The organism is Kosakonia sp. AG348, assembly GCF_003337365.1.
Lineage (GTDB): Bacteria > Pseudomonadota > Gammaproteobacteria > Enterobacterales > Enterobacteriaceae > Kosakonia.
Window position 1 is genome coordinate 186682 of sequence record NZ_QPJR01000003.1, and the last position, 25533, is coordinate 212214.

28 protein-coding genes are annotated in these 25533 nt (G+C 55.0%); 21 read left to right on the forward strand and 7 right to left on the reverse strand.

What is annotated here, in order from left to right; genetic code table 11:
- The first annotated feature begins 4 nt into the window (after positions 1–4).
- From hflK to DFO56_RS08020, 13 genes are all read left to right on the forward strand, one after another.
- Entirely contained in the window at positions 5–1264 is a 1260-nt protein-coding gene (gene hflK, locus DFO56_RS07960) for an FtsH protease activity modulator HflK (RefSeq protein WP_020456231.1), read from the forward strand.
- 2 nt (positions 1265–1266) lie between these two features.
- Positions 1267–2271 carry a protease modulator HflC gene (gene hflC, locus DFO56_RS07965; RefSeq protein ID WP_020456232.1) on the forward strand — a complete coding sequence of 335 codons (1005 nt, stop codon included), beginning with the start codon at positions 1267–1269 and terminating at the stop codon, positions 2269–2271.
- A gap of 72 nt (positions 2272–2343) precedes the next feature.
- Positions 2344–2541 (forward strand): DUF2065 family protein, encoded by a 198-nt coding sequence (locus tag DFO56_RS07970; RefSeq protein WP_017459167.1) that lies wholly within the window; start codon positions 2344–2346, stop codon positions 2539–2541.
- A gap of 103 nt (positions 2542–2644) precedes the next feature.
- Positions 2645–3943, forward strand: a complete 1299-nt coding sequence (purA, locus tag DFO56_RS07975) for an adenylosuccinate synthase (RefSeq protein WP_017459166.1) — start codon at positions 2645–2647, stop codon at positions 3941–3943.
- A gap of 151 nt (positions 3944–4094) precedes the next feature.
- On the forward strand, positions 4095–4520 hold the full coding sequence (gene nsrR / locus DFO56_RS07980) for a nitric oxide-sensing transcriptional repressor NsrR (protein WP_020456234.1): 426 nt from the start codon (positions 4095–4097) through the stop codon (positions 4518–4520).
- A gap of 38 nt (positions 4521–4558) precedes the next feature.
- On the forward strand, positions 4559–6994 hold the full coding sequence (gene rnr, locus DFO56_RS07985; RefSeq protein ID WP_045513730.1) for a ribonuclease R: 2436 nt from the start codon (positions 4559–4561) through the stop codon (positions 6992–6994).
- Between the two features lie 472 nt (positions 6995–7466).
- Entirely contained in the window at positions 7467–8201 is a 735-nt protein-coding gene (rlmB, locus tag DFO56_RS07990; RefSeq protein ID WP_045513728.1) for a 23S rRNA (guanosine(2251)-2'-O)-methyltransferase RlmB, read from the forward strand.
- 126 nt (positions 8202–8327) lie between these two features.
- Complete coding sequence (locus tag DFO56_RS07995; protein ID WP_045513726.1) at positions 8328–8729, forward strand: YjfI family protein; 402 nt, start codon at positions 8328–8330, stop codon at positions 8727–8729.
- Positions 8730–8749: 20 nt separating this feature from the next.
- Positions 8750–9448: a PspA/IM30 family protein gene (locus DFO56_RS08000; protein WP_020456238.1), complete on the forward strand. Its 699-nt coding sequence runs from the start codon at positions 8750–8752 to the stop codon at positions 9446–9448.
- Positions 9448–10107: a DUF2491 family protein gene (locus tag DFO56_RS08005; protein ID WP_020456239.1), complete on the forward strand. Its 660-nt coding sequence runs from the start codon at positions 9448–9450 to the stop codon at positions 10105–10107. The genes DFO56_RS08000 and DFO56_RS08005 overlap by 1 nt, the downstream gene beginning before the upstream one ends.
- 14 nt (positions 10108–10121) lie before the next feature.
- The gene (locus DFO56_RS08010) at positions 10122–10520 is read left to right on the forward strand and encodes a DUF350 domain-containing protein (RefSeq protein WP_020456240.1); all 399 of its coding nucleotides are present in this window, start codon (positions 10122–10124) and stop codon (positions 10518–10520) included.
- Positions 10521–10529: 9 nt separating this feature from the next.
- Entirely contained in the window at positions 10530–11156 is a 627-nt protein-coding gene (locus DFO56_RS08015; protein ID WP_020456241.1) for a DUF1190 domain-containing protein, read from the forward strand.
- A gap of 2 nt (positions 11157–11158) precedes the next feature.
- Entirely contained in the window at positions 11159–12322 is a 1164-nt protein-coding gene (locus DFO56_RS08020) for a glutathionylspermidine synthase family protein (RefSeq protein ID WP_020456242.1), read from the forward strand.
- A 40-nt stretch (positions 12323–12362) separates the two neighbouring features.
- On the opposite strand, the gene DFO56_RS08025 is transcribed toward DFO56_RS08020, so the two are convergent.
- On the reverse strand, positions 12363–13652 hold the full coding sequence (locus tag DFO56_RS08025) for an MFS transporter (RefSeq protein ID WP_045513724.1): 1290 nt from the start codon (positions 13650–13652) through the stop codon (positions 12363–12365).
- 193 nt (positions 13653–13845) lie between these two features.
- On the opposite strand from DFO56_RS08025, the gene DFO56_RS08030 reads away from it, so the two are divergent.
- Positions 13846–15465 carry an isovaleryl-CoA dehydrogenase gene (locus DFO56_RS08030; RefSeq protein ID WP_020456244.1) on the forward strand — a complete coding sequence of 540 codons (1620 nt, stop codon included), beginning with the start codon at positions 13846–13848 and terminating at the stop codon, positions 15463–15465.
- On the opposite strand, the gene DFO56_RS08035 is transcribed toward DFO56_RS08030, so the two are convergent.
- From DFO56_RS08035 to bsmA, 3 genes are all read right to left on the reverse strand, one after another.
- Positions 15462–17396, reverse strand: a complete 1935-nt coding sequence (locus DFO56_RS08035; protein ID WP_045513722.1) for a methyl-accepting chemotaxis protein — start codon at positions 17394–17396, stop codon at positions 15462–15464. The two genes, DFO56_RS08030 and DFO56_RS08035, sit on opposite strands and share 4 nt — an antisense overlap.
- A gap of 169 nt (positions 17397–17565) precedes the next feature.
- Complete coding sequence (gene yjfN / locus DFO56_RS08040) at positions 17566–17853, reverse strand: DUF1471 family protease activator YjfN (RefSeq protein ID WP_020456246.1); 288 nt, start codon at positions 17851–17853, stop codon at positions 17566–17568.
- A gap of 123 nt (positions 17854–17976) precedes the next feature.
- On the reverse strand, positions 17977–18306 hold the full coding sequence (gene bsmA / locus DFO56_RS08045; RefSeq protein ID WP_044489546.1) for a biofilm peroxide resistance protein BsmA: 330 nt from the start codon (positions 18304–18306) through the stop codon (positions 17977–17979).
- A gap of 187 nt (positions 18307–18493) precedes the next feature.
- Here bsmA and yjfP point away from each other — a divergent pair, with 187 nt between their 5' ends.
- Positions 18494–19243 (forward strand): esterase, encoded by a 750-nt coding sequence (yjfP, locus tag DFO56_RS08050; protein ID WP_045513720.1) that lies wholly within the window; start codon positions 18494–18496, stop codon positions 19241–19243.
- On the opposite strand, the gene DFO56_RS08055 is transcribed toward yjfP, so the two are convergent.
- Positions 19240–20421: an MFS transporter gene (locus DFO56_RS08055; protein ID WP_045513718.1), complete on the reverse strand. Its 1182-nt coding sequence runs from the start codon at positions 20419–20421 to the stop codon at positions 19240–19242. The genes yjfP and DFO56_RS08055 overlap by 4 nt on opposite strands.
- Positions 20422–20577: 156 nt before the next feature.
- The gene (gene yjfY, locus DFO56_RS08060; RefSeq protein WP_045513716.1) at positions 20578–20850 is read right to left on the reverse strand and encodes a DUF1471 family protein YjfY; all 273 of its coding nucleotides are present in this window, start codon (positions 20848–20850) and stop codon (positions 20578–20580) included.
- A 343-nt stretch (positions 20851–21193) separates the two neighbouring features.
- Between yjfY and rpsF the strand changes: the two genes are divergently transcribed.
- The 5 genes from rpsF (at position 21194) to DFO56_RS08085 (ending at position 23717) form a co-directional block, all read left to right on the forward strand.
- Positions 21194–21589, forward strand: coding sequence for a 30S ribosomal protein S6 (gene rpsF / locus DFO56_RS08065; RefSeq protein WP_020456251.1), 396 nt, complete (start codon positions 21194–21196; stop codon positions 21587–21589).
- 6 nt (positions 21590–21595) lie between these two features.
- Complete coding sequence (gene priB / locus DFO56_RS08070; protein ID WP_017459147.1) at positions 21596–21910, forward strand: primosomal replication protein N; 315 nt, start codon at positions 21596–21598, stop codon at positions 21908–21910.
- 4 nt (positions 21911–21914) lie between these two features.
- Positions 21915–22142 (forward strand): 30S ribosomal protein S18, encoded by a 228-nt coding sequence (rpsR, locus tag DFO56_RS08075; protein ID WP_000135199.1) that lies wholly within the window; start codon positions 21915–21917, stop codon positions 22140–22142.
- A 41-nt stretch (positions 22143–22183) separates the two neighbouring features.
- Positions 22184–22633, forward strand: a complete 450-nt coding sequence (rplI, locus tag DFO56_RS08080) for a 50S ribosomal protein L9 (protein ID WP_017459146.1) — start codon at positions 22184–22186, stop codon at positions 22631–22633.
- Between the two features lie 154 nt (positions 22634–22787).
- Positions 22788–23717, forward strand: a complete 930-nt coding sequence (locus DFO56_RS08085; protein WP_045513711.1) for a DMT family transporter — start codon at positions 22788–22790, stop codon at positions 23715–23717.
- Between the two features lie 20 nt (positions 23718–23737).
- Here DFO56_RS08085 and DFO56_RS08090 read toward each other — a convergent pair whose 3' ends face one another.
- A complete protein-coding gene (locus DFO56_RS08090) occupies positions 23738–24400 on the reverse strand; it encodes a LysM-like peptidoglycan-binding domain-containing protein (protein ID WP_045513709.1) in 663 nt (220 codons plus the stop codon).
- Between the two features lie 263 nt (positions 24401–24663).
- On the opposite strand from DFO56_RS08090, the gene fklB reads away from it, so the two are divergent.
- Complete coding sequence (gene fklB, locus DFO56_RS08095; protein WP_020456255.1) at positions 24664–25284, forward strand: FKBP-type peptidyl-prolyl cis-trans isomerase; 621 nt, start codon at positions 24664–24666, stop codon at positions 25282–25284.
- Positions 25285–25533 lie beyond the last annotated feature (249 nt).

The window sequence follows — 25533 nt, forward strand, 5'->3', positions numbered from 1 at the left end:
ATACATGGCGTGGAATCAGCCCGGTAACAACGGACAAGACCGCGACCCGTGGGGAAGCAGCAAACCAGGCGGCAACTCTGAGGGAAATGGAAACAAAGGCGGTCGCGATCAGGGGCCACCTGATCTGGATGATATTTTCCGTAAACTGAGTAAAAAACTTGGTGGCCTGGGCGGTGGTAAAAGCACCGGCGGCGGTAATCCGGGTTCTTCTGGCCCACGCGGTCAGGCGAGCGGGCGTATTGTGGGTATCGTTGCCGCAGCGGTCGTTATTATCTGGGCTGCAACCGGGTTCTACACCATTAAAGAAGCCGAGCGTGGCGTGGTGACCCGTTTGGGCAAGTTCAGCCATTTGGTCGAACCGGGTTTGAACTGGAAACCGAACTTTATCGATGAAGTGACGCCCGTAAACGTGGAATCCGTGCGTGAACTGGCGGCATCTGGCGTGATGCTGACGTCTGATGAAAACGTCGTGCGCGTTGAAATGAACGTGCAGTATCGCATTACCGATCCTGAGCGCTATCTGTTTAGCGTTACCAGCGCCGATGACAGCCTGCGTCAGGCTACGGACAGCGCGCTGCGTGGCGTCATCGGTAAATACACCATGGATCGTATTCTGACCGAAGGCCGTACCGTTATTCGTAGCGATACCCAGCGCGAACTGGAAGAAACCATTCGCCCTTATAACATGGGGATTACCCTGCTGGACGTTAACTTCCAGGCCGCTCGTCCGCCGGAAGAGGTGAAAGCCGCGTTTGATGATGCCATTGCCGCCCGTGAAAACGAGCAGCAGTACATCCGTGAAGCCGAAGCTTACACCAACGAAGTTCAGCCGCGTGCGAACGGTCAGGCGCAGCGTATTCTCGAAGAGGCGCGTGCGTATAAAACGCAAACCATCCTGGAAGCCCAGGGTGAAGTGGCGCGCTTTGCTAAGATCCTGCCGGAATATAAAGCCGCGCCGGAAATTACCCGCGAGCGTCTGTATATCGAAACCATGGAAAAAGTGCTGAGCCATACCCGCAAAGTGCTGGTTAACGATAAAGGCGGCAACCTGATGGTGCTGCCGCTGGATCAGATGCTCAAAGGTGGTAACGCCGCTCCTGCGGCAAAGAGTGACAACAGTGGCGCGAACAACTTGCTGCGTCTGCCGCCAGCGTCAAGCTCCAGTAGCAGCGCTAACAGCGCCCCCGCAACGTCTGCGGGAGATATCATGGACCAACGCCGCGTTAACGCGCAGCGTAACGACTACCAGCGTCAGGGGGAATAACGATGCGTAAGTCAGTTATCGCGATCATCATCATCGTGCTGGTAGTGCTCTACACCTCTATCTTTGTAGTGAAAGAAGGCGAGCGTGGTATCTCGCTGCGCTTTGGTAAAGTGCTGCGTGATGATGAAAACAAGCCGTTGGTTTATGCGCCGGGCCTGCATTTTAAACTGCCGTTTATTGAGTCGGTTAAGCTGCTTGATGCACGTATCCAGACCATGGATAACCAGGCAGATCGCTTTGTGACCAAAGAGAAAAAAGATCTGATCGTCGACTCCTACATCAAGTGGCGTATCAGCGATTTCAGCCGTTACTATCTGGCGACCGGCGGCGGTGACGTCTCCCAGGCAGAGGTGCTGCTGAAACGTAAGTTCTCTGACCGTCTGCGTTCTGAAATCGGTCGTCTGGACGTGAAAGACATCGTTACCGATTCTCGTGGCCGTTTGACGCTCGAAGTGCGCGATGCGCTGAACTCGGGTTCTGCCGGTACAGAAGACGAAGTGTCGACGCCTGCTGCCGATGATGCCATCGCGAAAGCGGCTGAGCGCGTTCAGGCTGAAACCAATGGTAAAGTGCCGGTTATCAACCCGAACAGTATGGCGGCGTTGGGTATTGAAGTGGTTGATGTGCGTATTAAGCAAATCAACCTGCCGACTGAAGTGTCGGATGCGATTTACAACCGTATGCGCGCCGAGCGTGAAGCGGTTGCCCGTCGTCATCGTTCACAGGGTCAGGAAGAAGCGGAAAAACTGCGTGCCGCAGCGGATTACGAAGTGACCAAAACGCTGGCAGAATCTGAGCGTCAGGGGCGCATCCTGCGCGGTGAGGGTGATGCTGAAGCGGCGAAGCTGTTTGCTGATGCATTCAGTCAGGATCCGGACTTCTATGCCTTTATCCGTAGCCTGCGTGCCTATGAAAGCAGCTTCCAGAGCAACCAGGATGTGATGGTGCTTAGCCCGGATAGCGATTTCTTCCGTTATATGAAGACGCCGACTTCCGCGACTCGTTAAGATAACCTGCGATTTTCATCGTAAAAACCACCGCCTTCTCCGGCGGTGGTTTTGTGTTTATAAGGATCAGCAATGAATTCGACAATCTGGCTCGCTCTGGCGCTGGTGTTGGTACTGGAAGGGCTTGGGCCGATGCTTTATCCGCGAGCATGGCGGCGTATGATTGCTTCTCTGAGCCTGCTGCCGGACCATCTTTTGCGTCGATTTGGCGGTGGGCTTGTGGTCGCGGGAGTGGTTATCTACTACATGTTGAGGAAAACGATTGGCTGACGAAATTGAGGCGTTCTTTGGGCATTTTTGCACAGAAAAAGTGCTGAATCTGAAAAAAAGCGGTGGTAGAATCCATTTTTAAGCAAACGGTGATTTTGAAAAAATGGGTAACAACGTCGTCGTACTGGGCACCCAATGGGGTGACGAAGGTAAAGGGAAGATTGTTGATCTTCTGACTGAACGGGCTAAATATGTTGTACGCTACCAGGGCGGTCACAACGCAGGCCATACTCTCGTAATCAACGGTGAAAAAACCGTCCTCCATCTTATTCCATCAGGCATTCTTCGCGAAAACGTCACCAGCATCATCGGTAACGGCGTTGTGCTGTCTCCCGCTGCGCTGATGAAAGAGATGAAAGAACTGGAAGACCGTGGTATCCCGGTTCGCGAACGTCTGCTGCTCTCTGAAGCATGTCCGTTAATCCTTGATTATCATGTGGCGCTGGACGTGGCGCGTGAAAAAGCGCGCGGCGCGAAAGCTATCGGTACTACCGGTCGCGGTATCGGCCCGGCGTACGAAGATAAAGTCGCTCGTCGCGGTCTGCGCGTTGGCGATCTGTTCGATAAAGCCACTTTCGCCGACAAACTGAAAGAAGTGATGGAGTATCACAACTTCCAGCTGGTGAATTTCTACAAAGTGGAAGCGGTTGACTACCAGAAAGTGCTGGACGATGTGATGGCGATTGCCGACATCCTGACCGCAATGGTGGTGGACGTTTCCGATCTGCTGGATCAGGCGCGTAAACGCGGCGACTTCGTGATGTTCGAAGGCGCGCAGGGGACGTTGCTGGATATCGATCACGGCACCTATCCGTACGTGACCTCCTCCAATACCACCGCTGGTGGTGTAGCGACGGGTTCCGGCCTTGGCCCGCGTTACGTGGATTACGTGCTCGGCATCATTAAAGCTTACTCCACGCGTGTAGGCGCGGGTCCGTTCCCGACCGAGCTGTTCGACGATATCGGTGAGTTCCTGTGCAAGCAGGGTAACGAATATGGCGCCACTACGGGACGCCGTCGTCGTACCGGCTGGCTGGACGCGGTTGCTGTACGTCGCGCAGTGCAGATCAACTCCCTGTCTGGCTTCTGCCTGACCAAGCTGGACGTGCTGGATGGTCTGAAAGAGGTGAAAATCTGCGTTGCTTACCGCATGCCGGATGGCCGCGAAGTCACCACTACGCCGCTGGCGGCTGACAACTGGGAAGGTATCGAGCCGATTTACGAAACCATGCCTGGCTGGTCTGAATCGACCTTTGGTGTCAAAGATCGCAGCGGTCTGCCGCAGGCTGCGCTGAATTACATCAAACGCATTGAAGAACTTACCGGCGTGCCGATCGACATCATCTCCACCGGTCCGGATCGTACTGAAACCATGATTCTGCGCGATCCGTTCGACGCATAATGTGGTTTAAGGGCGCGTAAATCGCGCCCTTTTTCTTCGCTTTTTTCACCCTTCCGTTCAAATAAATTAGCGACCTGACAGGTGGCTGGTTTATCATCAATAGTGTCAATACCTGCGGGTATCTCATCTTTTTCCCTTTTATGAGGTTGATGTGCAGTTAACAAGCTTTACCGATTACGGTTTGCGCGCCCTGATTTACATGGCGTCGCTGCCGGCAGGACAAATGACCAGCATTACTGAAGTTACAGAAACGTATGGCGTGTCCCGTAATCATATGGTCAAGATAATCAATCAGCTGAGCCGTGAAGGCTACGTCGCGGCCGTCCGTGGGAAAAACGGTGGGATCCGGCTGGGGAAACCCGCGCAGGATATTCGTATTGGTGATGTTGTCCGCTCGCTGGAGCCGCTGGCGCTGGTCAATTGCAGCAGCGAGTTTTGCCATATTACCAGTGCCTGTCGCCTGAAAAAGGCGCTTGCCAAAGCTGTGCAAAGTTTTCTTAAGGAGCTGGATAACTATACGCTGGCCGATTTGGTTGAAGAGAATCAACCGCTTTACAAATTATTGCTGGTGGAATGACGAAAATTTCCACCAGAGCTGACAACGGAGGAACCGCAATGTCACAAGATCCTTTCCTCGAACGCGAATCTGAAAAATATACCAACCCCATTCCCAGCCGCGAATTCATCCTCGATCACTTAGCCAAACGCGAAAAACCAGCCAGCCGGGATGAACTGGCCATCGAACTCAATATCGAAGGTGAAGAGCAACAAGAAGCGCTGCGCCGCCGTCTGCGCGCTATGGAGCGCGACGGGCAATTAGTCTTTACCCGCCGTCAGTGCTACGCCTTACCGGAACGTCTCGATCTGCTCAAAGGCGTGGTGATTGGTCACCGCGACGGCTATGGTTTTCTGCGCGTTGAAGGCCGCAAAGACGATCTTTATCTCTCCAGCGAGCAGATGAAAATGTGTATTCACGGCGATCAGGTGCTGGCGCAACCGCTGGGCGCGGATCGTAAAGGCCGCCGCGAAGCGCGTATCGTACGCGTGCTGGTGCCGAAAACCGGGCAGATCGTTGGCCGCTACTTTACCGACGCAGGTGTCGGTTTTGTCGTGCCGGATGATAGCCGCATGAGTTTCGACATTCTTATCCCGCCTGAAGAGATTATGGGCGCGCGCATGGGCTTTGTGGTGGTCGTTGAGCTGACGCAGCGTCCAACCCGCCGCACGAAAGCGATTGGTAAAATCGTCGAGGTGCTTGGCGACAACATGGGTACCGGTATGGCGGTCGACATGGCGCTGCGCACCCATGAAATTCCGTACCAGTGGCCGCCGGAAGTGGAAAAACAGGTCGCCGGGCTGAAAGAGCAAGTACCGGAGGAGGCCAAAGTCGGGCGTGTAGATTTACGCGATCTGCCGCTGGTGACTATTGATGGCGAAGACGCCCGCGACTTCGACGATGCCGTTTACTGCGAGAAGAAACGCGGCGGTGGCTGGCGCTTGTGGGTGGCGATTGCCGATGTGAGTTATTACGTGCGTCACGGCACCGCGCTTGATAACGAAGCCCGTAACCGTGGCACATCGGTTTACTTTCCATCGCAAGTAGTGCCGATGCTGCCGGAAGTGCTGTCAAACGGTCTGTGCTCGCTGAACCCGCAAGTGGATCGCCTGTGCATGGTCTGTGAAATGACCGTCTCCTCAAAAGGGCGCTTAACCGGCTTTAAATTCTACGAAGCGGTGATGAGCTCCCACGCACGTCTGACCTACACCAAAGTGTGGCATATGTTGCAGGGCGATCAGGAACTGCGTGAGCAGTACGCGCCGCTGGTGAAACACATCGAAGAGCTGCATAACCTGTATAAAGTGCTCGATCAGGCGCGCGCTGAGCGCGGCGGCATCTCGTTTGAGAGCGAAGAAGCGAAGTTTATCTTCAACGCCGAGCGCCGCATTGAGCGTATTGAGCAGACTCAGCGTAACGATGCGCACAAACTGATTGAAGAGTGCATGATCCTCGCCAACATCTCCGCAGCACGTTTTGTGGAGAAAGCCGACGAGCCGGCGCTGTTCCGTATTCACGATAAACCGGCCAACGATGCGATCACCGCGTTCCGCTCTGTGCTTGCCGAGCTGGGGCTGGAGCTGCCGGGCGGCAATAAACCGGAGCCGCGCGATTACGCCGAGCTGCTGGAATCGATTGCCGATCGCCCGGATCACGAAATGCTGCAAACCATGCTGCTGCGCTCGATGAAACAGGCGATCTACGATCCGGAAAACCGCGGTCACTTCGGCCTGGCGCTGCAATCTTATGCGCACTTCACTTCACCGATTCGCCGCTACCCGGACTTATCACTGCACCGCGCCATTAAATATTTACTGGCGAAAGAGCAGGGGCTGAAGGGCAACAGCACCGAAACTGGCGGCTGGCACTACAGCATGGAAGAGGTGCTGCAACTGGGTCAGCACTGTTCGATGACCGAACGCCGCGCCGATGAAGCCACTCGTGATGTTTCGGACTGGCTGAAATGCGACTTTATGCAGGATCAGGTCGGCAACACCTTCCCGGGCGTTATCGCCAGCGTTACCGGCTTCGGTTTCTTCGTGCGGCTCGACGATCTGTTTATCGATGGGCTGGTGCATGTCTCTTCGCTGGACAACGACTACTACCGCTTCGATCAGATCGGTCAGCGCCTGATTGGCGAATCCGGCGGACAGACGTATCGCCTCGGCGATCGGGTGCAGGTAAAAGTCGAAGCGGTCAATATGGATGAGCGCAAGATCGACTTCTCGCTGATCTCCAGTGAGCGCAGCCCGCGTAACGTGGGGAAAACCGAGCGTGAAAGAGCGAAAAAAGGTTCGGCAGGCAAAAACGGCTCTGCGAAAAAGCCTCCGCGTCGCCAGATGGGTAAAAAAGTGAATTTCGAGCCAGACAGCGCCTTCCGTGGTGAAGGTGGAAAAGGCAAAGCGAAAAAAGCCAAAAAACCGTCGGCGAAAACGCAGAAAATCGCCGCCGCGACCAAAGCGAAACGCGCGGCGAAAAAGAAAGCTGCCCAGTAATACCAGCAAAGCCCTTCCCGTGAAGGGCTTTTTTCTGCGTCACTTATTCAATACTCCACGGGTTGTTATCTTTTCTGAGCGGTTTCCACCGATATTGGTGCGCGTATAAAACAGCCCTGGAAAATCGGCGCATTAGCTCAGTACGATTATCTGCCAGCCTGTTTTATCTCATTCGTCCTCCGGCATTTACCCGCTGCGTCATTAACTGAAGTGATGCATCACATCGCCACTCAACCTTTCGTGGTTTCCGGGAAACGCTGTTCAACAGTTACCGGGCAAAAGCGAAACCATTCGCTTTGCGCGGGCGAAACATCACGGTGCAGCGAAATTCCGCACTCCATACCACGTTCGGCAAAGCGGCAACTGAGCCCGCAGAGGTACTTTCTGCGGCGCGTGTCGGTTATAATGAGCGCAAGTGATGAGTGTCACGGCCCACATAACGCGGCGAAACCGCCCCAAATGAGTACCATCAATGAGTGAAATGATTTACGGCATCCATGCGGTGCAGGCCCTGCTGGAGCGCGCCCCGGAGCGTTTTCAGGAAGTGTTTATTCTGAAAGGCCGCGAGGACAAACGTCTGCTGCCGCTGATCCACGCGCTGGAAGCGCAGGGCGTGGTGATCCAGGTGGCGAACCGCCAGTATCTGGATGAAAAAAGCGAAGGCGCGGTGCACCAGGGGATCATTGCACGCGTGAAACCGGGGCGTCAGTACCAGGAAAACGATCTGCCGGATCTGATCGCCAGCCTCGAGCAACCCTTCTTTTTGATCCTCGATGGCGTCACCGATCCGCACAACCTGGGGGCCTGTTTGCGTAGCGCAGACGCGGCGGGTGTGCATGCGGTGATTGTGCCGAAGGACAAATCCGCGCAGCTGAATGCCACGGCGAAAAAAGTCGCCTGCGGCGCGGCAGAGAGCGTACCGTTGATCCGCGTGACCAACCTGGCGCGCACCATGCGCCTGTTGCAGGAAGAGAATATCTGGATTGTCGGCACAGCGGGCGAAGCCGATCACACCCTGTTCCAGAGCAAAATGACCGGGCGCATGGCGCTGGTAATGGGCGCGGAAGGTGAAGGTATGCGCCGCCTGACGCGTGAGCACTGTGATGAGCTGATCAGCATTCCGATGGCGGGCAGCGTGTCGTCGCTCAACGTCTCGGTCGCCACCGGCATCTGCTTGTTTGAAGCGGTGCGCCAGCGCGCGCTTTAAACTTCCAGCGCACGGTAAAACCACCCTTATTCGGGTGGTTTTTTTTGCCCTGAACACTGGTAGAATTTGCCGGCAGATATTTTCTCTTTTTACTTTTATTGCGATGGAATAATCAGGGTATAAATGATGGCATGGACTGTAGAAACACTTGGCGCGGCATTATTGCAATCATCGACGCTTACGTTAAATATCCAACACGAAGCTGATGCGTTAATTATTAAACTGGATGACTACGGCGATTTGCAATTAAATCTGTTGCTCACTTCCCGGCAGATAATTATTGAAACCTATATTTGTCCTTTAAGTGAAATTAAACAACAGGACGCTTTTAACGCCTTCCTGCTGCGCAATCAAAAACTTTTACCTTTATCGTCTGTTGGCATCTCGCCTGTCGGCGGGGAAGAGTATTATGTCGCCTTCGGCGCGCTGTCGCTTAACTCCTCGCTCGACGATATCCTGCTGGAAATCTCCACGCTTGCGCAAAACGCGCTGGATCTTGCTGAACTAACCGATGATTTTACCCAATAACATTGTCAGGGAGTGGTTGTATGGGAATTTTAAAAAGCCTGTTTACGCTGGGTAAATCCTTTATTGCTCAGGCGGAAGAGTCGATTGAAGAGACGCAGGGCGTGCGCATGCTGGAGCAACACATTCGCGACGCGCGCGCTGAGCTGGATAAAGCGGGTAAATCCCGCGTCGACCTGCTGGCGCGCGTTAAGTTGAGCAACGACAAACTCAACGATTTACGTGAGCGCAAAGCCAGCCTTGAAGCCCGCGCGCTGGAAGCGATGGCGAAAAATGTGGATGCCGGTTTGCTGAATGAAGTCGCCAGCGAAATCGCCCGTCTGGAAAATACCATTGCGGCGGAAGAACAAGTGCTGGCGAATCTTGAAACGTCGCGCGATGCCGTTGAAAAAGCGGTAACCGCCACGGCGCAACGTATTGAGCAGTTTGAGCAGCAACTGGAAGTGATTAAAGCCACCGATGCGATGCAGCGCGCGCAACAGGCTGTCACTACCTCCACCGTGGGCGCGTCCAACAATGTGGCCACGGCGGCAGAGTCCCTGAAACGCCTGCAGGCACGTCAGGCTGAACGCCAGGCCCGACTGGATGCGGCAACGCAGCTTGAAAAAGTGGCTGACGGACGCGATCTCGACGAAAAACTGGCGCAGGCCGGTATTGGTGGCAGCGATAAAACTTCGGCGCAGGATGTGCTGGCGCGTCTGCAACAGCAACAGAAACCGTGATGCTCTCTTTTCTGAAAAACCTGCTGGGGCGGCCTGATGCGGCGGCCCCGGTAAGAGGTCCGCTTGGGTTGCATCTGCACGCGGGTTTCACCATTGATACGCTGCTGTTTCGCCTGTGCGAAGAGGATTTGCTGGTTCAGCTTCCCGGCGAAGAGTACACCATTGGCGCGTGCGGGTCGTTCGATCTCGGCGCCGGATGCATGATTCATCGCTACTACACAACGGGCGATGAGTTCCTGCAAATCAGCACTTCGGGCGGTCTGGAAACGCACAATATCGATGACATCAAACTGTTTGTGTATGAAGAGAGCGCGGGGGTTTCCGGCGAAAAAGCCTGGCGCGATATGCTGAGCGCAAACGCGATGGGCAAACCCGTGCTCCGCTGGCGGGATTGCCAGTGGCAGCGCGTGTTTAACGCGGAAGAGCGGGGCGATATCGAACCGGTCTATACGCTGGAAACCGTCAACAACCACGCTGGCGCAAGCTGGGAAGTGCACAACTTTATGATGGCGTACCAGCGCGAAGTCACCGCTGACGTGTTCGAATATTTGCTGTTAAACGGCGAAGAGACCTTTAATGCGCAAAACCAGCCGGAGTGGATCTACTCGCGCGCGCTGGGCGTGGATATTCCGCTGACATCATTAAAGGTCATTGGTTAATTATGGGATTAGACATGCATATTCTCGGATCGCTGCTGGCGTTTTGCTCTTATTTTTTTATTGGCATTGCGATGGTGCTCTGTTTTCTTTTCGTTTATACGCGCATTACCCCGCACGATGAATGGCGATTAATTAAAGAGAATAATGTCGCCGCATCGTTAGCGTTTAGTGGTTCTCTGCTGGGCTATATTATTCCGCTTTCCAGCGCGGCGATTAACTCGGTGAGTATTCCGGATTATTTAATCTGGGGTGTTATTGCGCTGGTGGTGCAGTTACTTGTTTACGGCGGTGTGCGTCTCTATATGCCGAAACTGAGCGACAAAATAATTAACAGCAATACTGCCGCCGGGTTATTTATGGGGGCAGCGGCACTGGCGGGTGGGATTTTTAATGCCGCCTGCATGACGTGGTAATGGAACATCATGGCCAGAAAGAGAGCAAATCGGCAAAGAAATCCTATTCTTTCGCCTGCGCAGAGCCGCGCCCAGCGGCCCATTTTCACCCAGCCGAAAGAGCGTAAAAGCGGGCAATACCTGACGCTGGCGATTATGGGCGGCGCCGCCTTTTTTGCTTTAAAAGGCTGCAACGATCATAAAGACGATAACGACGGTGACGGGGTCTATTACACCTCGCAGCAGGATTGCGTTGACGACGGTAACGCTGCGCAGGTGTGTAACGATGCGTGGAATAACGCACGCATGAACTTCGAGCAAGAGATCCCGCGTAATATGTCGCAACCGTATTGCGTGCAGCAATACGATAATTGCTACTACGACAATATTGGCCAGCGCTGGATGCCAGTGCTCAGCGGTTTTCTGTTAAGCCAGGCCGTGCGCAAAGACCGGGATGAGCAATACAGCTACAGCAGCGGCGGCAGTTACTACGCTTCCCGCCCGGTGTGGCGCAACCGCGACGGAGATTACAGCTGGCGCTCCGGTGGAAGCAGCAGCGCGAGCAACCATTACGGTTACACCACCAAAAAGGCGACCACTTCATCACGTGGCGGTTTCGGGCGCTCTTCCAGCGCGCGCGGAAGCTGGGGAGGCTAACGATGCTGCGTCATGATGTTGCTGTGCGCCCGGATCTTGAGCGGATTGCCCGCGACCACGGCTTTGACTTCCATATCATTGATAACGAAGTTTACTGGGATGAGAGCCGCGCTTACCGTTTTACGCTGCGCCAGATTGAAGAGCAGATTGAAAAGCCGACCGCCGAACTGCATCAAATGTGCCTTGAGGTAGTGGATCGCGCCGTGGCGGACGAGGCGATCCTTCGCCAGCTGGCGATCCCGCCGTTGTACTGGGATGCGATTGCCGCAAGCTGGCGCAACCGCGATCCGTCGCTCTACGGGCGAATGGATTTTGTCTGGTGCGGCAAAGACCCGGTGAAGTTGCTGGAATATAACGCTGATACGCCAACCTCGCTGTACGAATCAGCCTACTTCCAGTGGCTGTGGATGGAGGATGCGCGGCGTAACGGTACGCTCCCACGCGATGCCGATCAGTACAACGCGATTCAGGACAAGTTGATTGCCCGTTTCGCCGAGATCCAGAGTCGTCATCCGCTCTATTTTTGCTGCTGCAAAGGAACCGAGGAAGATCGCGGCACGGTGCTCTACCTGGAGGATTGCGCCCGCCAGGCCGGACTCGATACGCGGTTTATTTATATCGAAGACGTTGGGCTGGGGCTGGGCGGTGTATTGACGGATCTGGATGATAATGTCATTCGCCAGGCGTTTAAGCTCTATCCGCTTGAGTGGATGATGCGCGACGAAAACGGCCCCTTGTTGTGTAAACGCCGCGAGCAGTGGCTGGAACCGTTGTGGAAAAGCGTGCTCAGCAATAAGGGGCTACTGCCGCTGCTGTGGCGTTTCTTCCCCCATCATCCGAACCTGCTGCCCGCCTGGTTTGACGGGGAAAAACCGCAAATCGCGGCGGGTGCCAGCTACGTGCGCAAGCCGCTGTTTTCCCGCGAAGGGGGCAATGTCACCCTTTTCGACGGGGCGCACAACGTGATTGACCATGAAGAGGGCGACTACGGTGAAGAACCGATGATCTACCAGGCTTTTCAGCCGCTGCCGCGCTTTGGCGATAGCTACACGTTGATTGGCAGTTGGGTGGTAGACGATGAAGCGGTCGGTATGGGCATCCGCGAAGATTGCACCTTGATTACCAAAGATACCTCGCGGTTTGTACCGCATTACATCGCCGGGTAATGCACCGCCCGGCAAGCGCAACGCGGCCGGGCAACGAACGTTACTCCTCAAGCGAGTGCAAATGGTCATCTTTTTTGAGCGTCATCAGCGCCACAATGCTGACTAACGCCGTTGCCATAACGTAATAGGCCGGGATATCGACATTTCCTGTCTCTTTGATAAGACCGGTGATGATTAACCCCGCGCAGCCGGAAAACAGCGCGTTCGACAGCGAATACGCCAGGCCCAGCCCGGTATAACGCACGCGGGTTGGAAACATCTCCGCAAGCATCGCCGGGCCAGGTCCTGCCAGCATACCGACCAGACCGCCCGCTACCAGTACCACCACGGCTTTTATCGCCAGCGTGCTTGATTCCGCCTGCAGGATTTTCAGCAGCGGCAGCGCCAGGATCAGCAGCAGCGCGGTGGCAATCACCATCACCGTACGACGCCCGATGCGATCGCTCAGGATGCCGGAGGGAATGATCGTCATCGCAAAGCCGATATTGGATATCACCGCAATCAGCAGCGCCTGGTTAAAGCCGGTATGCAGCGCCGACTGTAAATACGCAGGCATGATCACAAGGTAGGTATAACCGGCGGCGGACCACACCATCACCCGGCCGATCCCCATGATGATGGCTTTGAACGTGTCGCTCAGCCGGGCGCGTTCGGTAACAGGATGCGCCTGCTGTTGCACAAAACTTGGCGTCTCCTCCATGCTCACCCGCAACCACAGCGCGACAACGCCCATCGGCAGCGCAAGGAAAAAGGGGATGCGCCAGCCCCAGTCATGCAACGCCTCTGGCGTTAGCAACACGGAAAGCAGCGCCACAATACCGGCACCTGCCAGCAGCCCCAGCGCTACGGTAAACGATTGCCATGCGCCATACAGCCCGCGTTTGCCGCGCGGCGCGAACTCCGTCATTAGCGATACCGCGCCACCGTATTCGCCCCCGGCAAACAGCCCCTGCAAAATGCGTAAACCGGTAATAATGAGCGGTGCGGCGATGCCAATGCTGGCATACACCGGGACAAGACCAATGGCGGCGGTAGCGAGTGTCATCATCACCAGCACGATAATCAGCGTCGGCTTGCGGCCAATCCGGTCACCGATACGCCCGAACACCATTGCGCCAAGTGGGCGGAAGAAAAAGGCGACGGCAAAGGAGGCATAAGTCAGGATCAGACTGGTGAGTCCCGTTTCGCCCGAGAGTTGAAAGAAGTTTTTCGCAATTACGGTGGCGAGAAAGCCATAGACCGCGAATTCGTACCACTCGATAAAGTTGCCGATCGAGCCGGCAATCAAAGCGCGTTTGTGCGCATTCGGTGCGTGTTGGGAAGCTGGCATCAGGATTCTCTTTGGCAAGGTGAGAATAAATTATTCATCAGTAATCGCATTCATGAAATATATTATTCTTATATTGTGTGAGCCGTTTCACGAATGATTACCGTCAAATTGCGGCCTTGTGAGCCTACTCCCATGCAGCGTTAGCGCGGGCTGTCCATACTTATCTTCATTGCCATTGAAGGAGGGAGACACGATGCACTGGCAGACGCATACCGTTTTTAACCAACCCATTCCGTTAAAAAACAGCAACCTTTTTCTTTCCGATCGCCCTTTGTGCGAGGCGGTGATGCGCGAAGGCGCGGCGTGGGACGCCGAGCTGCTCGCCAGCATTGGCCAACAATTGGGCGCGGCGGAATCGCTGGAGCTGGGAAGATTAGCCAACGCCAATCCCCCGGAGCTGCTGCGTTATGACACCACCGGCGAGCGGCTGGATGATGTCCGTTTTCACCCGGCGTGGCATCTGTTGATGCAGGGGCTGTGCGCCAACCGGGTGCATAACCTGGCCTGGGAAGAGGAGGCGCGCGTCGGTTCTTTTGTCGCGCGGGCGGCGCGGTTTGTGCTGCACGCCCAGGTTGAATCCGGCACCTTGTGCCCCATCACCATGACTTTCGCGGCCACGCCGCTGCTGCAACAGGCCTTGCCGATGCCTTTTCATGACTGGTTAAAACCGCTGTTGAGTGACCGTTACGATCCTCATTTAGCGCCGGGTAATCAGAAACGCGGCCTGCTGATTGGTATGGGAATGACCGAAAAACAGGGCGGAACGGATGTACTGAGCAATACCACCCGAGCGGAAAAAAGCGGGGATGAATACCGGCTGGTGGGACATAAATGGTTCTTTTCCGTACCGCAAAGTGATGCACATCTGGTGCTGGCACAGGCCAAAGGCGGGCTCTCCTGCTTTTTTGTACCGCGCTTTCTGCCTGGCGGTCAGCGTAACGGCGTGCGGCTTGAGCGTCTGAAAGAGAAACTCGGCAACCGTTCTAATGCCAGTAGCGAAGCGGAGTTTTGCGATGCCAGCGGCTGGCTGCTTGGCGAAGAGGGCGACGGCGTGCGGCAGATCCTCAAAATGGGTGGGCTGACGCGCTTTGATTGCGCGCTGGGAAGCCATGGGCTGATGCGCCGTGCCTTTTCGGTGGCGCTCTATCACGCACACCGGCGTCAGGCGTTTGGTAAAAACCTGGTCGATCAGCCGCTGATGCGTCATGTGCTGAGCAGGATGGCGCTGGAACTGGAGGGGCAAACCACCATGCTGTTTCGCCTCGCCCGCGCATGGGACAGCCGCCGCAATGAGCAAGACGCGCTCTTTGCGCGTCTGTTTACTCCGGTGGCGAAATTTGCGGTCTGTAAGGGGGGGATCCCGTTTGTCGCCGAAGCGATGGAAGTGCTTGGCGGTATCGGCTATTGCGAGGAGAGCGAGTTACCGCGCTTGTATCGCGAAATGCCGGTCAATAGCATCTGGGAAGGTTCCGGCAACGTCATGTGCCTGGATGTGCTGCGCGTGCTGGGTAAACAGCCGGGGATAGTGGATTTGCTTAGTGATGATTTTGCGGCGGTGAAAGGACAGGATCGCCATTTTGATCGCGCATGGCGACAGCTACAACAGCGGCTACGCAGACCGGATGAAGCGCAGGGAAGGGAGATAACGCAACTGCTTTGGCGGCTGGGGACAGGAGCGCAAATGCTGCGCCACGCATCGCCGCCGATCGCGCAGGCGTGGTGCCAGATGATGCTGGATACCCGTGGCACGTCGCCGATTGGCGAACAGGTGCAAAATGACCTGCTGCTACGCGCCACGGGGGCAGCAAATTAATCCATCTTCAGGCGGAACAGGCTTACCAGCTCGCTCAGGTGCGCGCCTTTTTCCCGCAACGTACGGGCCGTCTCCTCGCTTTGCGAAACGCGCCCGGCGTTGACGTGCGTGGCGTCGCCGATGTGCGTCATCGCCAGGTTAACCTGGTTGATGCCCGCTGATTGCTCGTGGGAGGCATGGTTAATTTCATGCACCAGCTGGTTGATCTGATCCATGTGGCTGATGATCGATTGCATGGCAACGCGCGTGGCTTCTGACTGGGAATGTCCTTCGCTCACCTTTTTCAGCGTGTCACCAATCAGCGCTTCAATCTCTTTCACCGCGTTGGCGCTGCGCGCCGCCAGGGCGCGAACTTCCTGGGCAACCACGGCAAAACCTTTACCATGTTCCCCTGCGCGCGCGGCTTCTACTGCGGCGTTGAGCGCCAGGATATTGGTCTGGAAAGCGATGGATTCAATCACATGGGTAATGTCGGCAATGCGCTGTGATGCTGCGCGAATGTCTTCCATTGTCGCCACGGAGTGATCGACGGTTTTCCCGCCTTTTTGCACCGCGTCGGTGGTTTCATTCACCAGGCTTTGCGTTTGTTCCATGTTGGCGGCGTTTTGCTGCACGGTGGCGGCAAGCTGCTCCATGCTGGCGGAGGTCTCTTCCACGCTGCTGGCTTGCTTGTTGATCTGCTCGCTGATTTCGCCGCTGTCGGCGGCCAGCGCGTTGGTGCCGAGGTTAATTTCGGCGGCGGATTCGCGCACCTGCAACACAATCTTGTGCAGCCCGTCGCCAATGCCGTTAATGGCTTCGATCAACTGCCCGACTTCATCGTGGCGATCCACCACCAGGGTGGCGCGCAAATCGCCTGCCGAATACTGCTGAGCGAGTTCGATAACATTACGCAGCGGGCGGCTGAGCCAGCGGCGAATAATCACCACAAACAGCGCGGCAAACAGCAGGGAAACCACGATACCAGCCAGCAGGAACTGGTTACGCATGGTGGTAACATCGCGCAGCAGTACGGCTTTGTCGACTTCGCCAACCACTGTCCAGTTCCAGCCGGGCAGCACGGTGTAAGACATCAACAATGTGCGGCCGTCTGCGCTCTGGCGCGCCAGCGTACCGCTGCTGTTTGTCAGCAAGGTTTGCAGATCTTTTTCATCCCACTGCGGGCGTTTGCCTTCGTCGGTATCGTGGAACAGATAGTTGCCGTAATTCTTGCCCTGGTTGCGATCAAGCACGAAGAAATGGCCGCTTTCACCCAGCTTACGGCCGAGGATCTTATTGCGCATCACCTCCCACGAACGGGAGATATCAACGCCAACAAACAGAATGGCAATGGTGTTGCCGCTGGCGTCTTTTACCGGTTGGTATTGGGTGATATAGCGTTTGCCAAACAGCAGCGCCAGCCCGCGATAGACTTCACCTTTCATTACCGGCACAAAAGCCGGGCTGGCTTTATCCAGCTTTGTGCCGATGGCGCGATCGCCGTTCTCTTTGCGCAGTGATGTTGCGACACGCACAAAGTCGTCACCGCTGCGCACGAATAGCGTCGCGATAGCGCTGGTTCGGTTGAGGAAATCGTCCGGGATAGCGTTGTTGTTATGCAGTTCAGTATCGCCGCCTTTGAAGAGCGGCACATCGATACCGTTAATCTCGCGGCGCTGCTGTGAATCAACCGCGAGCGGCTGTGGCAGAAAACTGCTGAACAAGCGCGTGTAGCTTTCCACCTCATCACTGAGACTACTGTTGAACATTTCAACCATATCCACCACCCCGGTAGACTGGCTATGCAGGTCTTCCATGGCCAGCGTTTCCAGCTGTTGGCTGGCTTTATTGCTCATCAGAAAAGTGAATAAGAGGAAAAGCGTTGCAACGCTTGCGCCAGTCAGAAGTGACAATTTTGCACCGAGGCCGGTGCGGCGAAAAAAGGCGCTCATAATTTGTCCGTTGTTCTGTGTATGAGGCTCCTTCAACGGCACAATTGCGATAACATTTAGTTTGTCAATGTAACAAAATGTTACATCGATGTATCCTTACAATAACATAATCTTAATGATTGTAGGGGCATAAAAAAGCCACCAGATTTAGGTGGCTTTTTACGACGGCTCAGGCGTACAAAATGGCCTGCACTCGCCAGTTGTCAACTTGTTGATCTTCCTGCATTCGCACAATGCGATACCAGGAGGCTCCCTGTTCATCTGCTTTTAACGCGATAACCCGCTCAACGTCCTGTAGGCTCCCTGAGACATTATTAACGGAGATAAGACCGATTTCGTTTAATCCCGTCACGCAGTCAGCGCTGGCGAACTCTGCAGGCTGCGCTGTTGTATTTAGCAAACCGGTAGAAAGCAACAGTGAGTTTAAAGCAAGAGATCGTTTCATAGTCAGCTCCATTTTACGTTACCCCGATAGTGTGCAGGGCTTCCTTTCGCGCAACGGATTCGAAAAATCCTATTGTGCACAGGAGAACATCAATGGACGCAAAGCAATGTAAATGTCCTGAAAATCAACGCCTCGCTACTGTTTATACAGCAGGGCGCGTCCGAACCAACGACCGGGAATTATGGTGTCATCCATCATGATGATGACGTAATAATTGGCGCCGGCGGCCACTGCTTTGGCTTTGATTGCGTCTTCCACGTCCATGGGAGAACCCAGTACCGTTACGCTAACGGCACCAATCTCGCGGAGATCCTGCGTTTGATTACGGCGGATTTCCTGCGGATGGTCGCTAACCGGCGGTGCAGATTGCGGCTTACCTTCCAGCACTGCGCAGCCGCTTAATAACAAGGCGAACAGTAAGCACGGTAAAGCACGCATGGTTTTCTCATCTCTCCTGATTGCCATAGTGTAGTTCCTGGTGAATTTCCGTTTGGGGGAATGTTCCCGAAATGTTATCCCGAGCACTAATTTCGAATGAAAGTGTTTTGAAAGCGTAAGCTATCTCTCAACGTCGTCAGATGCTCATGCGAAATCTGACTTGCGCCACCCTGTCGCCAGTGGCATACCAGCACTATAGATCAAGGAGGGAGTAATGATTGAACTTCAGATTGAACAATTTGCAGGTATCGAAACGCTGCATGCCTTCCCGGCGGGAAAACGCGGCGAACCGCTGCCTTGTGTCGTGTTTTATCACGGTTTCACCTCATCAAAGCTGGTCTACAGCTACTTTGCCGTGGCGCTGGCGCAAGCCGGTTTCCGCATGGTGATGCCGGATGCGCCGGATCATGGTGCGCGCTTTAGCGGTGATGTTGAGCGGCGTTTGCACCGGTTCTGGCAAATTCTGCGTGGCAATATTGAAGAGTTCGCCGCGCTGCGCGACGCGCTGGAGCGCCTCGAATTGATTGATAACCGGCGGCTGGCGATCGGTGGTGCGTCAATGGGCGGGATGACGGCGCTGGGCATTATGACCCAACACCCGGAAGTGCGCTGCGTCGCAAGCCTGATGGGCTCCGGCTATTTCACCACGCTTGCGCGTACGCTTTTCCCGCCGCTGGCCGTGACCACGCCGGAACAGCAATGTGAATTCGACGCGATTATTGATCCGCTCTCACAGTGGGACGTCAATACGCAACTGGCGCGCATTGCCGATCGCCCGCTGCTGCTGTGGCACGGTGAGCAAGATGATGTGGTGCCAGCAGCGGAATCTTTCCGTTTACAGCAAGCATTGCAGGAACAGGGGCTGGACACCAATCTCACTTACCAGTGGGAAGCCGGGGTAACGCACCGCATCACCCCGCAAGCGCTGAGTGCGACAACGGACTTTTTTAGCCGTTATCTTTAAGCCGTTCGGCGCAAGCGCATAACCACCAGCGCGAGCACACAGATGATGGCTCCCGCCCAGAAGGTTGACGCCGCGCCGTGGGTTTCCCACAAAACCCCGGCACCGAGGCTTGCCAGCAGCAGCGCAACACCGCTGAGTAAATTGAACATGCCAAACGCCGTGCCGCGCAGTTCCGCTGGCGCGGTATCGGCAACCATGGTCGCGAGCAAGCCTTGCGTCATGCCCATATGCACACCCCACAGTGCGACACCGAGCAGCAATGTGCTCCAGTGCTGGCTGAGCGCCAGCGCCATATCCGCGAAGATCAGTACCACCAGACCCAGCTGTAGTAACCGGCTGTGGCTGATGCGGTCTGACAGTTTGCCAAACGGATAGGCGGTGACCGAGTAGACCAGGTTCATGGCGACCATCACCAGCGGAATGGTCGCCAGCGGGATCTCCAGCTGCTGGGCGCGCAGCACCAAAAATGCTTCGCTAAAGCGGGCGAGGGTAAAGATAAAACCGAGCGCCACCACCCACCAGTAAGCACGGCTTAACCGTTTGAGATTTTCGCGGCGAATGGGATTGGTGCGCTTATGGGTGATAGGGGTTTTCGGTTCGTGCAGGCCGAAGAATAACAGCGCGACCGCCAGCACTCCGGGGATCACCGCGATCCAGAATACGGCCTGAAAGTCGTCATTCCACAACAGCATCAATGCGACCGCCAGCAATGGCCCGAGGAACGCGCCAACGGTGTCCAGCGACTGGCGCAAACCAAACGCTGCACCGCGGATTTCCGTCGGGGTGACATCGGCAACCAGCGCATCGCGCGGCGCCCCGCGAATGCCTTTGCCAAGCCGATCCATCATGCGTGCGCCGAACACCAGGCCGGACGTTGAGGCCAGCGCAAACAGCGGCTTGCTTAATGCGCCCATGCCATAACCCAGCAGCGCCAGACCTTTGCGTTTGCCGATGTAGTCACTGAACATGCCGGAAAAGACTTTAATCATCAGCGCGGTGGCTTCCGCCAGCCCTTCAATCAGGCCAATAATCACGACGCTTGTGCCGAGCGTCGTGGCCATAAACAGCGGCAGCAAGCTGTGGATCATCTCCGAGGAGATATCCATCAACATACTGACGCCGCCTAATACCCAGACGCCTGCAGGTATGCGACCTAACGTTGAAAACCGCTTGAACATTGCTTTCCCCGCAACTTTTCATCACCGCAGCCAGAACGCTATTAAACCTGCCGGAAAGGGGTTTGATAAGGGGGATAAGAAAAGAATTCTCGCGTCGGTGTGCGGCCCCAATGCGGGGCCGCAAATGCAAGAGAGACTGGCCTGTAAAACGTATAATTAGCGGTAGATAAACGCGCTGGCGTGCAGGTTGCCGTTGCTCCCCGGCTCATGGGTGAGCTCTGCACGGTAATATTTGGCGCTGTGGGCGTCGGCCTCGTCATTGAGCGCCTCGTCAGCTTCATGCTCAGTAGCGAAGTTATGATTGATATAGATAACGCCTAAGCTGTGCACATCATCCATGTTGCGGGCTTGCTGGTTGTTGAGTTTAATTGCCGCTGCGGCATTGGCGCTAAGCAGCAAGGTTGTTAATAATATTGCGATGTATTTCATGATGTTATGCTCCGATAAAACGTCGTTTTTTAGTTTTTTAACATCTCTCCTCCTTATGTTTGAGGCCTGTTTGAAGTGTACGCGTTAGCCCAAAAAGGTATCGCGACCATTTCTGATGCTGTCGTTCAAAAAATTGCCGTAATGCGTTGTGCTTAATTTTAATTCGCCAGGCGCGCTTCTCTTTGCGCTTAGTGCGAATTATTTGTGCAATTGCCTTGAGTTTGGCAGGGGACATCAGTATTATGACGCGTCAATTTTTCAGCCGACCTTTAACACGTTCCTTGCCTCCCCGGGATTCGGCTGACCCAGACAGGAGGCTGAATAATCCGTAAGGAGCAATTCGATGCGTCATTACGAAATCGTTTTTATGGTCCATCCTGACCAGAGCGAACAGGTTCCGGGCATGATCGAACGTTACACTGGTGCAATCACTGCAGCAGAAGGTACGATCCACCGTCTGGAAGACTGGGGCCGCCGTCAGCTGGCTTACCCGATCAACAAACTGCACAAAGCACACTACGTTCTGATGAACGTTGAAGCTCCGCAGGAAGTGATCGATGAGCTGGAAACAAACTTCCGCTTCAACGATGCCGTTATTCGCAGCATGGTTATGCGTACTAAACACGCTGTTACCGAAGCATCTCCGATGGTTAAAGCGAAAGACGAGCGCCGTGAGCGTCGCGATGATTTCGCTAACGAAACCGCAGATGATGCAGATGCTGGGGATTCTGAAGAGTAATTACTGATGGCCAACCGCCTGGTGTTGTCCGGCACAGTGTGCAGGGCGCCGCTTCGTAAGGTCAGCCCGTCAGGAATTCCTCACTGCCAGTTCGTGCTTGAGCACCGTTCTGTGCAGGAGGAAGCCGGTTTCCACCGGCAGGCGTGGTGCCAAATGCCTGTAATAATCAGCGGGCAGGAGAACCAGGCCATTACTCACAGTATAACGGTCGGCAGCGCAGTAACTGTTCAGGGGTTCATCAGTTGCCATAAGGCAAAGAACGGCTTGAGCAAAATGGTTCTGCATGCCGAGCAGATTGAATTGATAGATTCTGGAGACTAGCCAAATGGCACGTTATTTCCGTCGTCGCAAGTTCTGCCGTTTCACCGCGGAAGGCGTTCAAGAGATCGACTATAAAGATATCGCTACGCTGAAAAACTACATCACCGAAAGCGGTAAGATTGTCCCGAGCCGTATCACCGGTACCCGTGCAAAATATCAGCGCCAGCTGGCACGCGCTATCAAACGCGCTCGCTACCTGTCCCTGCTGCCGTACACTGATCGTCATCAGTAATCGGTCACGGTCCATTAATACGACTTTGAGAGGATAAGGTAATGCAAGTTATTCTGCTTGATAAAGTAGCAAACCTGGGTAGCCTGGGTGATCAGGTTAACGTTAAAGCGGGCTACGCTCGTAACTTCCTGGTACCGCAGGGTAAAGCTGTTCCGGCTACCAAGAAAAACGTTGAGTATTTCGAAGCACGTCGCGCTGAACTGGAAGCCAAACTGGCTGACGTTCTGGCGGCTGCTAACGCTCGCGCTGAAAGCATCAACGCACTGGGCTCTGTTACCATCGCGTCTAAATCTGGCGACGAAGGTAAACTGTTCGGTTCCATCGGTACTCGCGACATCGCTGACGCTGTAACTGCAGCTGGCGTGAAAGTTGCGAAGAGCGAAGTTCGCCTGCCGAACGGCGTTCTGCGTACTGTTGGTGAGCACGAAGTGGACTTCCAGGTTCATAGCGAAGTATTCGCTAAACTGACTGTAAACGTTGTTGCTGAGTAATTAGTTACTCTAAAACAATGTGTAAAACGCCGGCCTTGTGCCGGCGTTTTGCTTTTCAGGCCTCGCAGAACAGGCCATTGTGGCTTGTTTAATCTCGCATTCTGACGCATCCTCAGGTAATAATTGAAACGCAATTTTATCTTTGAGATTTGTCATGGAAACCGCTCTGCCCGCGTCCGTTTTTGCCCGCCGCAATGTGGCTTACGCCTGCGCCACGCTCTGTTGTCTGCTCTGGGGTAGCTCCTACCCGGCCATTAAAAACGGCTACGAACTCTTTCACATCGCCACCGACGATATCCCGTCAAAGGTAGTATTTGCCGGTTACCGTTTCCTGTTTGCAGGCGTATTGCTGCTGCTGTTCGCCCTGGCGCAGCGCAAACCGATTGGCAGGTTATCGGCTACGCAGTTTGGGCAACTGACGGTGCTCGGGTTAACGCAAACGACCCTGCAATACACCTTCTTCTATATTGGTCTTGCTTATACTACCGGCGTAAACGGGTCGATCATGAATGCGACCGGCACCTTCTTCAGCGTGCTGTTGGCGCACTTTATCTATCAAAACGACAAGCTCAGCTACAACAAAAGCCTCGGCTGTATTCTGGGCTTTGCCGGCGTCATGCTGGTGAACTTCCACAGCGGTATGCGTGACTTTGTTTTTGTCTGGAACGGCGACGGTTTCATTGTGCTGGCGGCGTTTATCCTCTCTGCCGCCACGCTGTATGGCAAACGTATTTCCCAGACAGTAGATCCCACGGTGATGACCGGCTGGCAGTTGGCTATCGGCGGCGTTGCGCTGCTGATTGGCGGCTATCTGTCGGGGGGAATGCTGGAAGTGCATAGCCTCAGTGCGGTCGCGATCCTCGGTTATCTTACGCTGCTGTCTGCGGTGGCTTTTGCGCTGTGGAGCATGCTGCTGAAAGTGAACCGCGTCAGCATGATCGCGCCGTTCAATTTCGTGATACCGGTTGCCGGTACGGTGCTCTCCGCTATTTTCCTTGGGGAGAACATCCTCGATATCAAATACGCGGTCGCACTGGTGCTGGTCTGCTCAGGGATCTGGTGGGTCAATAAACGAGCCGGGTAACGTGTACCCGGCACAGTAGATTAACGCGCGCGGATAAAGCTGCCGTCCGGCTGGCGGGTAAACAGCACCGGCTGGCCGCCGGTCTCGATGGTCAGCCCGGTTACTACGCCGTTGGCGTTCTGGCGAATTTTCACCATCTGGCCGCTTTGCAGGGTGCTCAGCGGTTTACCGTCACCTTCCACTTTGGCCATCGCATAGACATCGGTTGGCGGCAGATTGTGATCGCGAAACAGTTGCGCCAGCGTTTTCCCCTCTTCAACGCGGTAAGCGCGCCACTGCTGCTCGATGCCGCTGGAAGAGGGCAGCGTGTTCTGCGCTACATGCTGGCGCGGTTGCTGCACGGGTTGCTGTTGCTCGACGGCTTGTTGCTGTTGCATTGATTCTTCCGCGCTCGGCGCGGTCTGCTGCGGCTCGCTCACCACCTGCGGCGGTGTGGGTTCCGTTGTGGAAGGTTGCGACTGTGAAGCGGTGGGAAGATTGAGTTGCGCTTCGCGAGCACCGGTTGGCGCTGTGGAACGGTTGCTGTCGTCCGTTGACGGTAACAGAAAACCGATAACCACCAGCAAAGCCGCGAGGATCAGGCCGCGACGGTGCAATGGCGGGAGCGGATCCATCAGGCGAAAATGGTCCGGGGCTTGCCAGATTTTCACCAGGGTAGGTTTCAGTTCAAATCGCCCGGGCATGGCTTTCCTCCTGCTCCGCGTCATTTAATGTCCTGTCTCGTTGAGTATATACACTTTATCCCGCCACCGCGGCGTACGCCGTTTTTAACTGCCTGAAAGTCGACAAAAAGCTGCATTTTGTGACCGCAATTCGGGATAAATCTTACTTGCTGTATTCTTTCCCTTTCCCTGCGATTTGTCATCTTTCCTGCGACAAAGTTTTACCCGGTGCAGCGCGGCTGTTATGCTGCGCGCTACCTTAAAAAGCGATGAAAGGAAAACCCATGACAACCCCAACTTTTGACACGATCGAAGCGCAAGCCAGCTACGGCATTGGTTTGCAGGTAGGACAGCAGCTGAGCGAATCCGGGTTAGAGGGGCTGTTACCGGAAGCGCTGGTCGCAGGCATCGCTGATGCACTGGAAGGCAAACAACCCGCTGTTCCGGTAGATGTTGTACATCGTGCGCTGCGTGAAATTCACGAGCGTGCCGACGCTGTGCGTCGTTCCCGTTTCGAAGAGATGGCGGCGGAAGGCGTGAAATATCTGGAAGAGAACCGCGAGCGTGAAGGCGTGAACAGCACCGAATCCGGTCTGCAATTCCGCGTTATTACCCAGGGCGAAGGCGCTATCCCGGCGCGTACCGACCGCGTACGTGTGCACTACACCGGTAAACTGATTGATGGCAGCGTGTTCGACAGCTCCGTTGCGCGCGGCGAACCGGCTGAATTCCCGGTTAACGGCGTGATTGCTGGCTGGATCGAAGCCCTGACGCTGATGCCGGTGGGTTCCAAATGGGAACTGACTATTCCGCACAACCTCGCGTACGGCGAGCGCGGCGCTGGCGCGTCTATTCCGCCGTTCAGCACGCTGGTATTTGAAGTGGAACTGCTGGAAATCCTGTAATTCCCCGCATAAATGCCTCTTCCCATTAGGGGAGAGGCTGCACCTGCTGCGCTGATCGTTTGTTAATAAAACCAATACCGACAGATTATCTTGCAAATGGCGCAATCGGGTGTATTTTTGTGAGCTATTTCGCGTTACCTGAGTGATATGACACTCACTTTAAACAAATATTTAACATTGTTTTTAATTCCGAGTATTCATCCCGCCGATTCTTACCTAATATCTTTGCGTCCATACAAGGGCGGAACA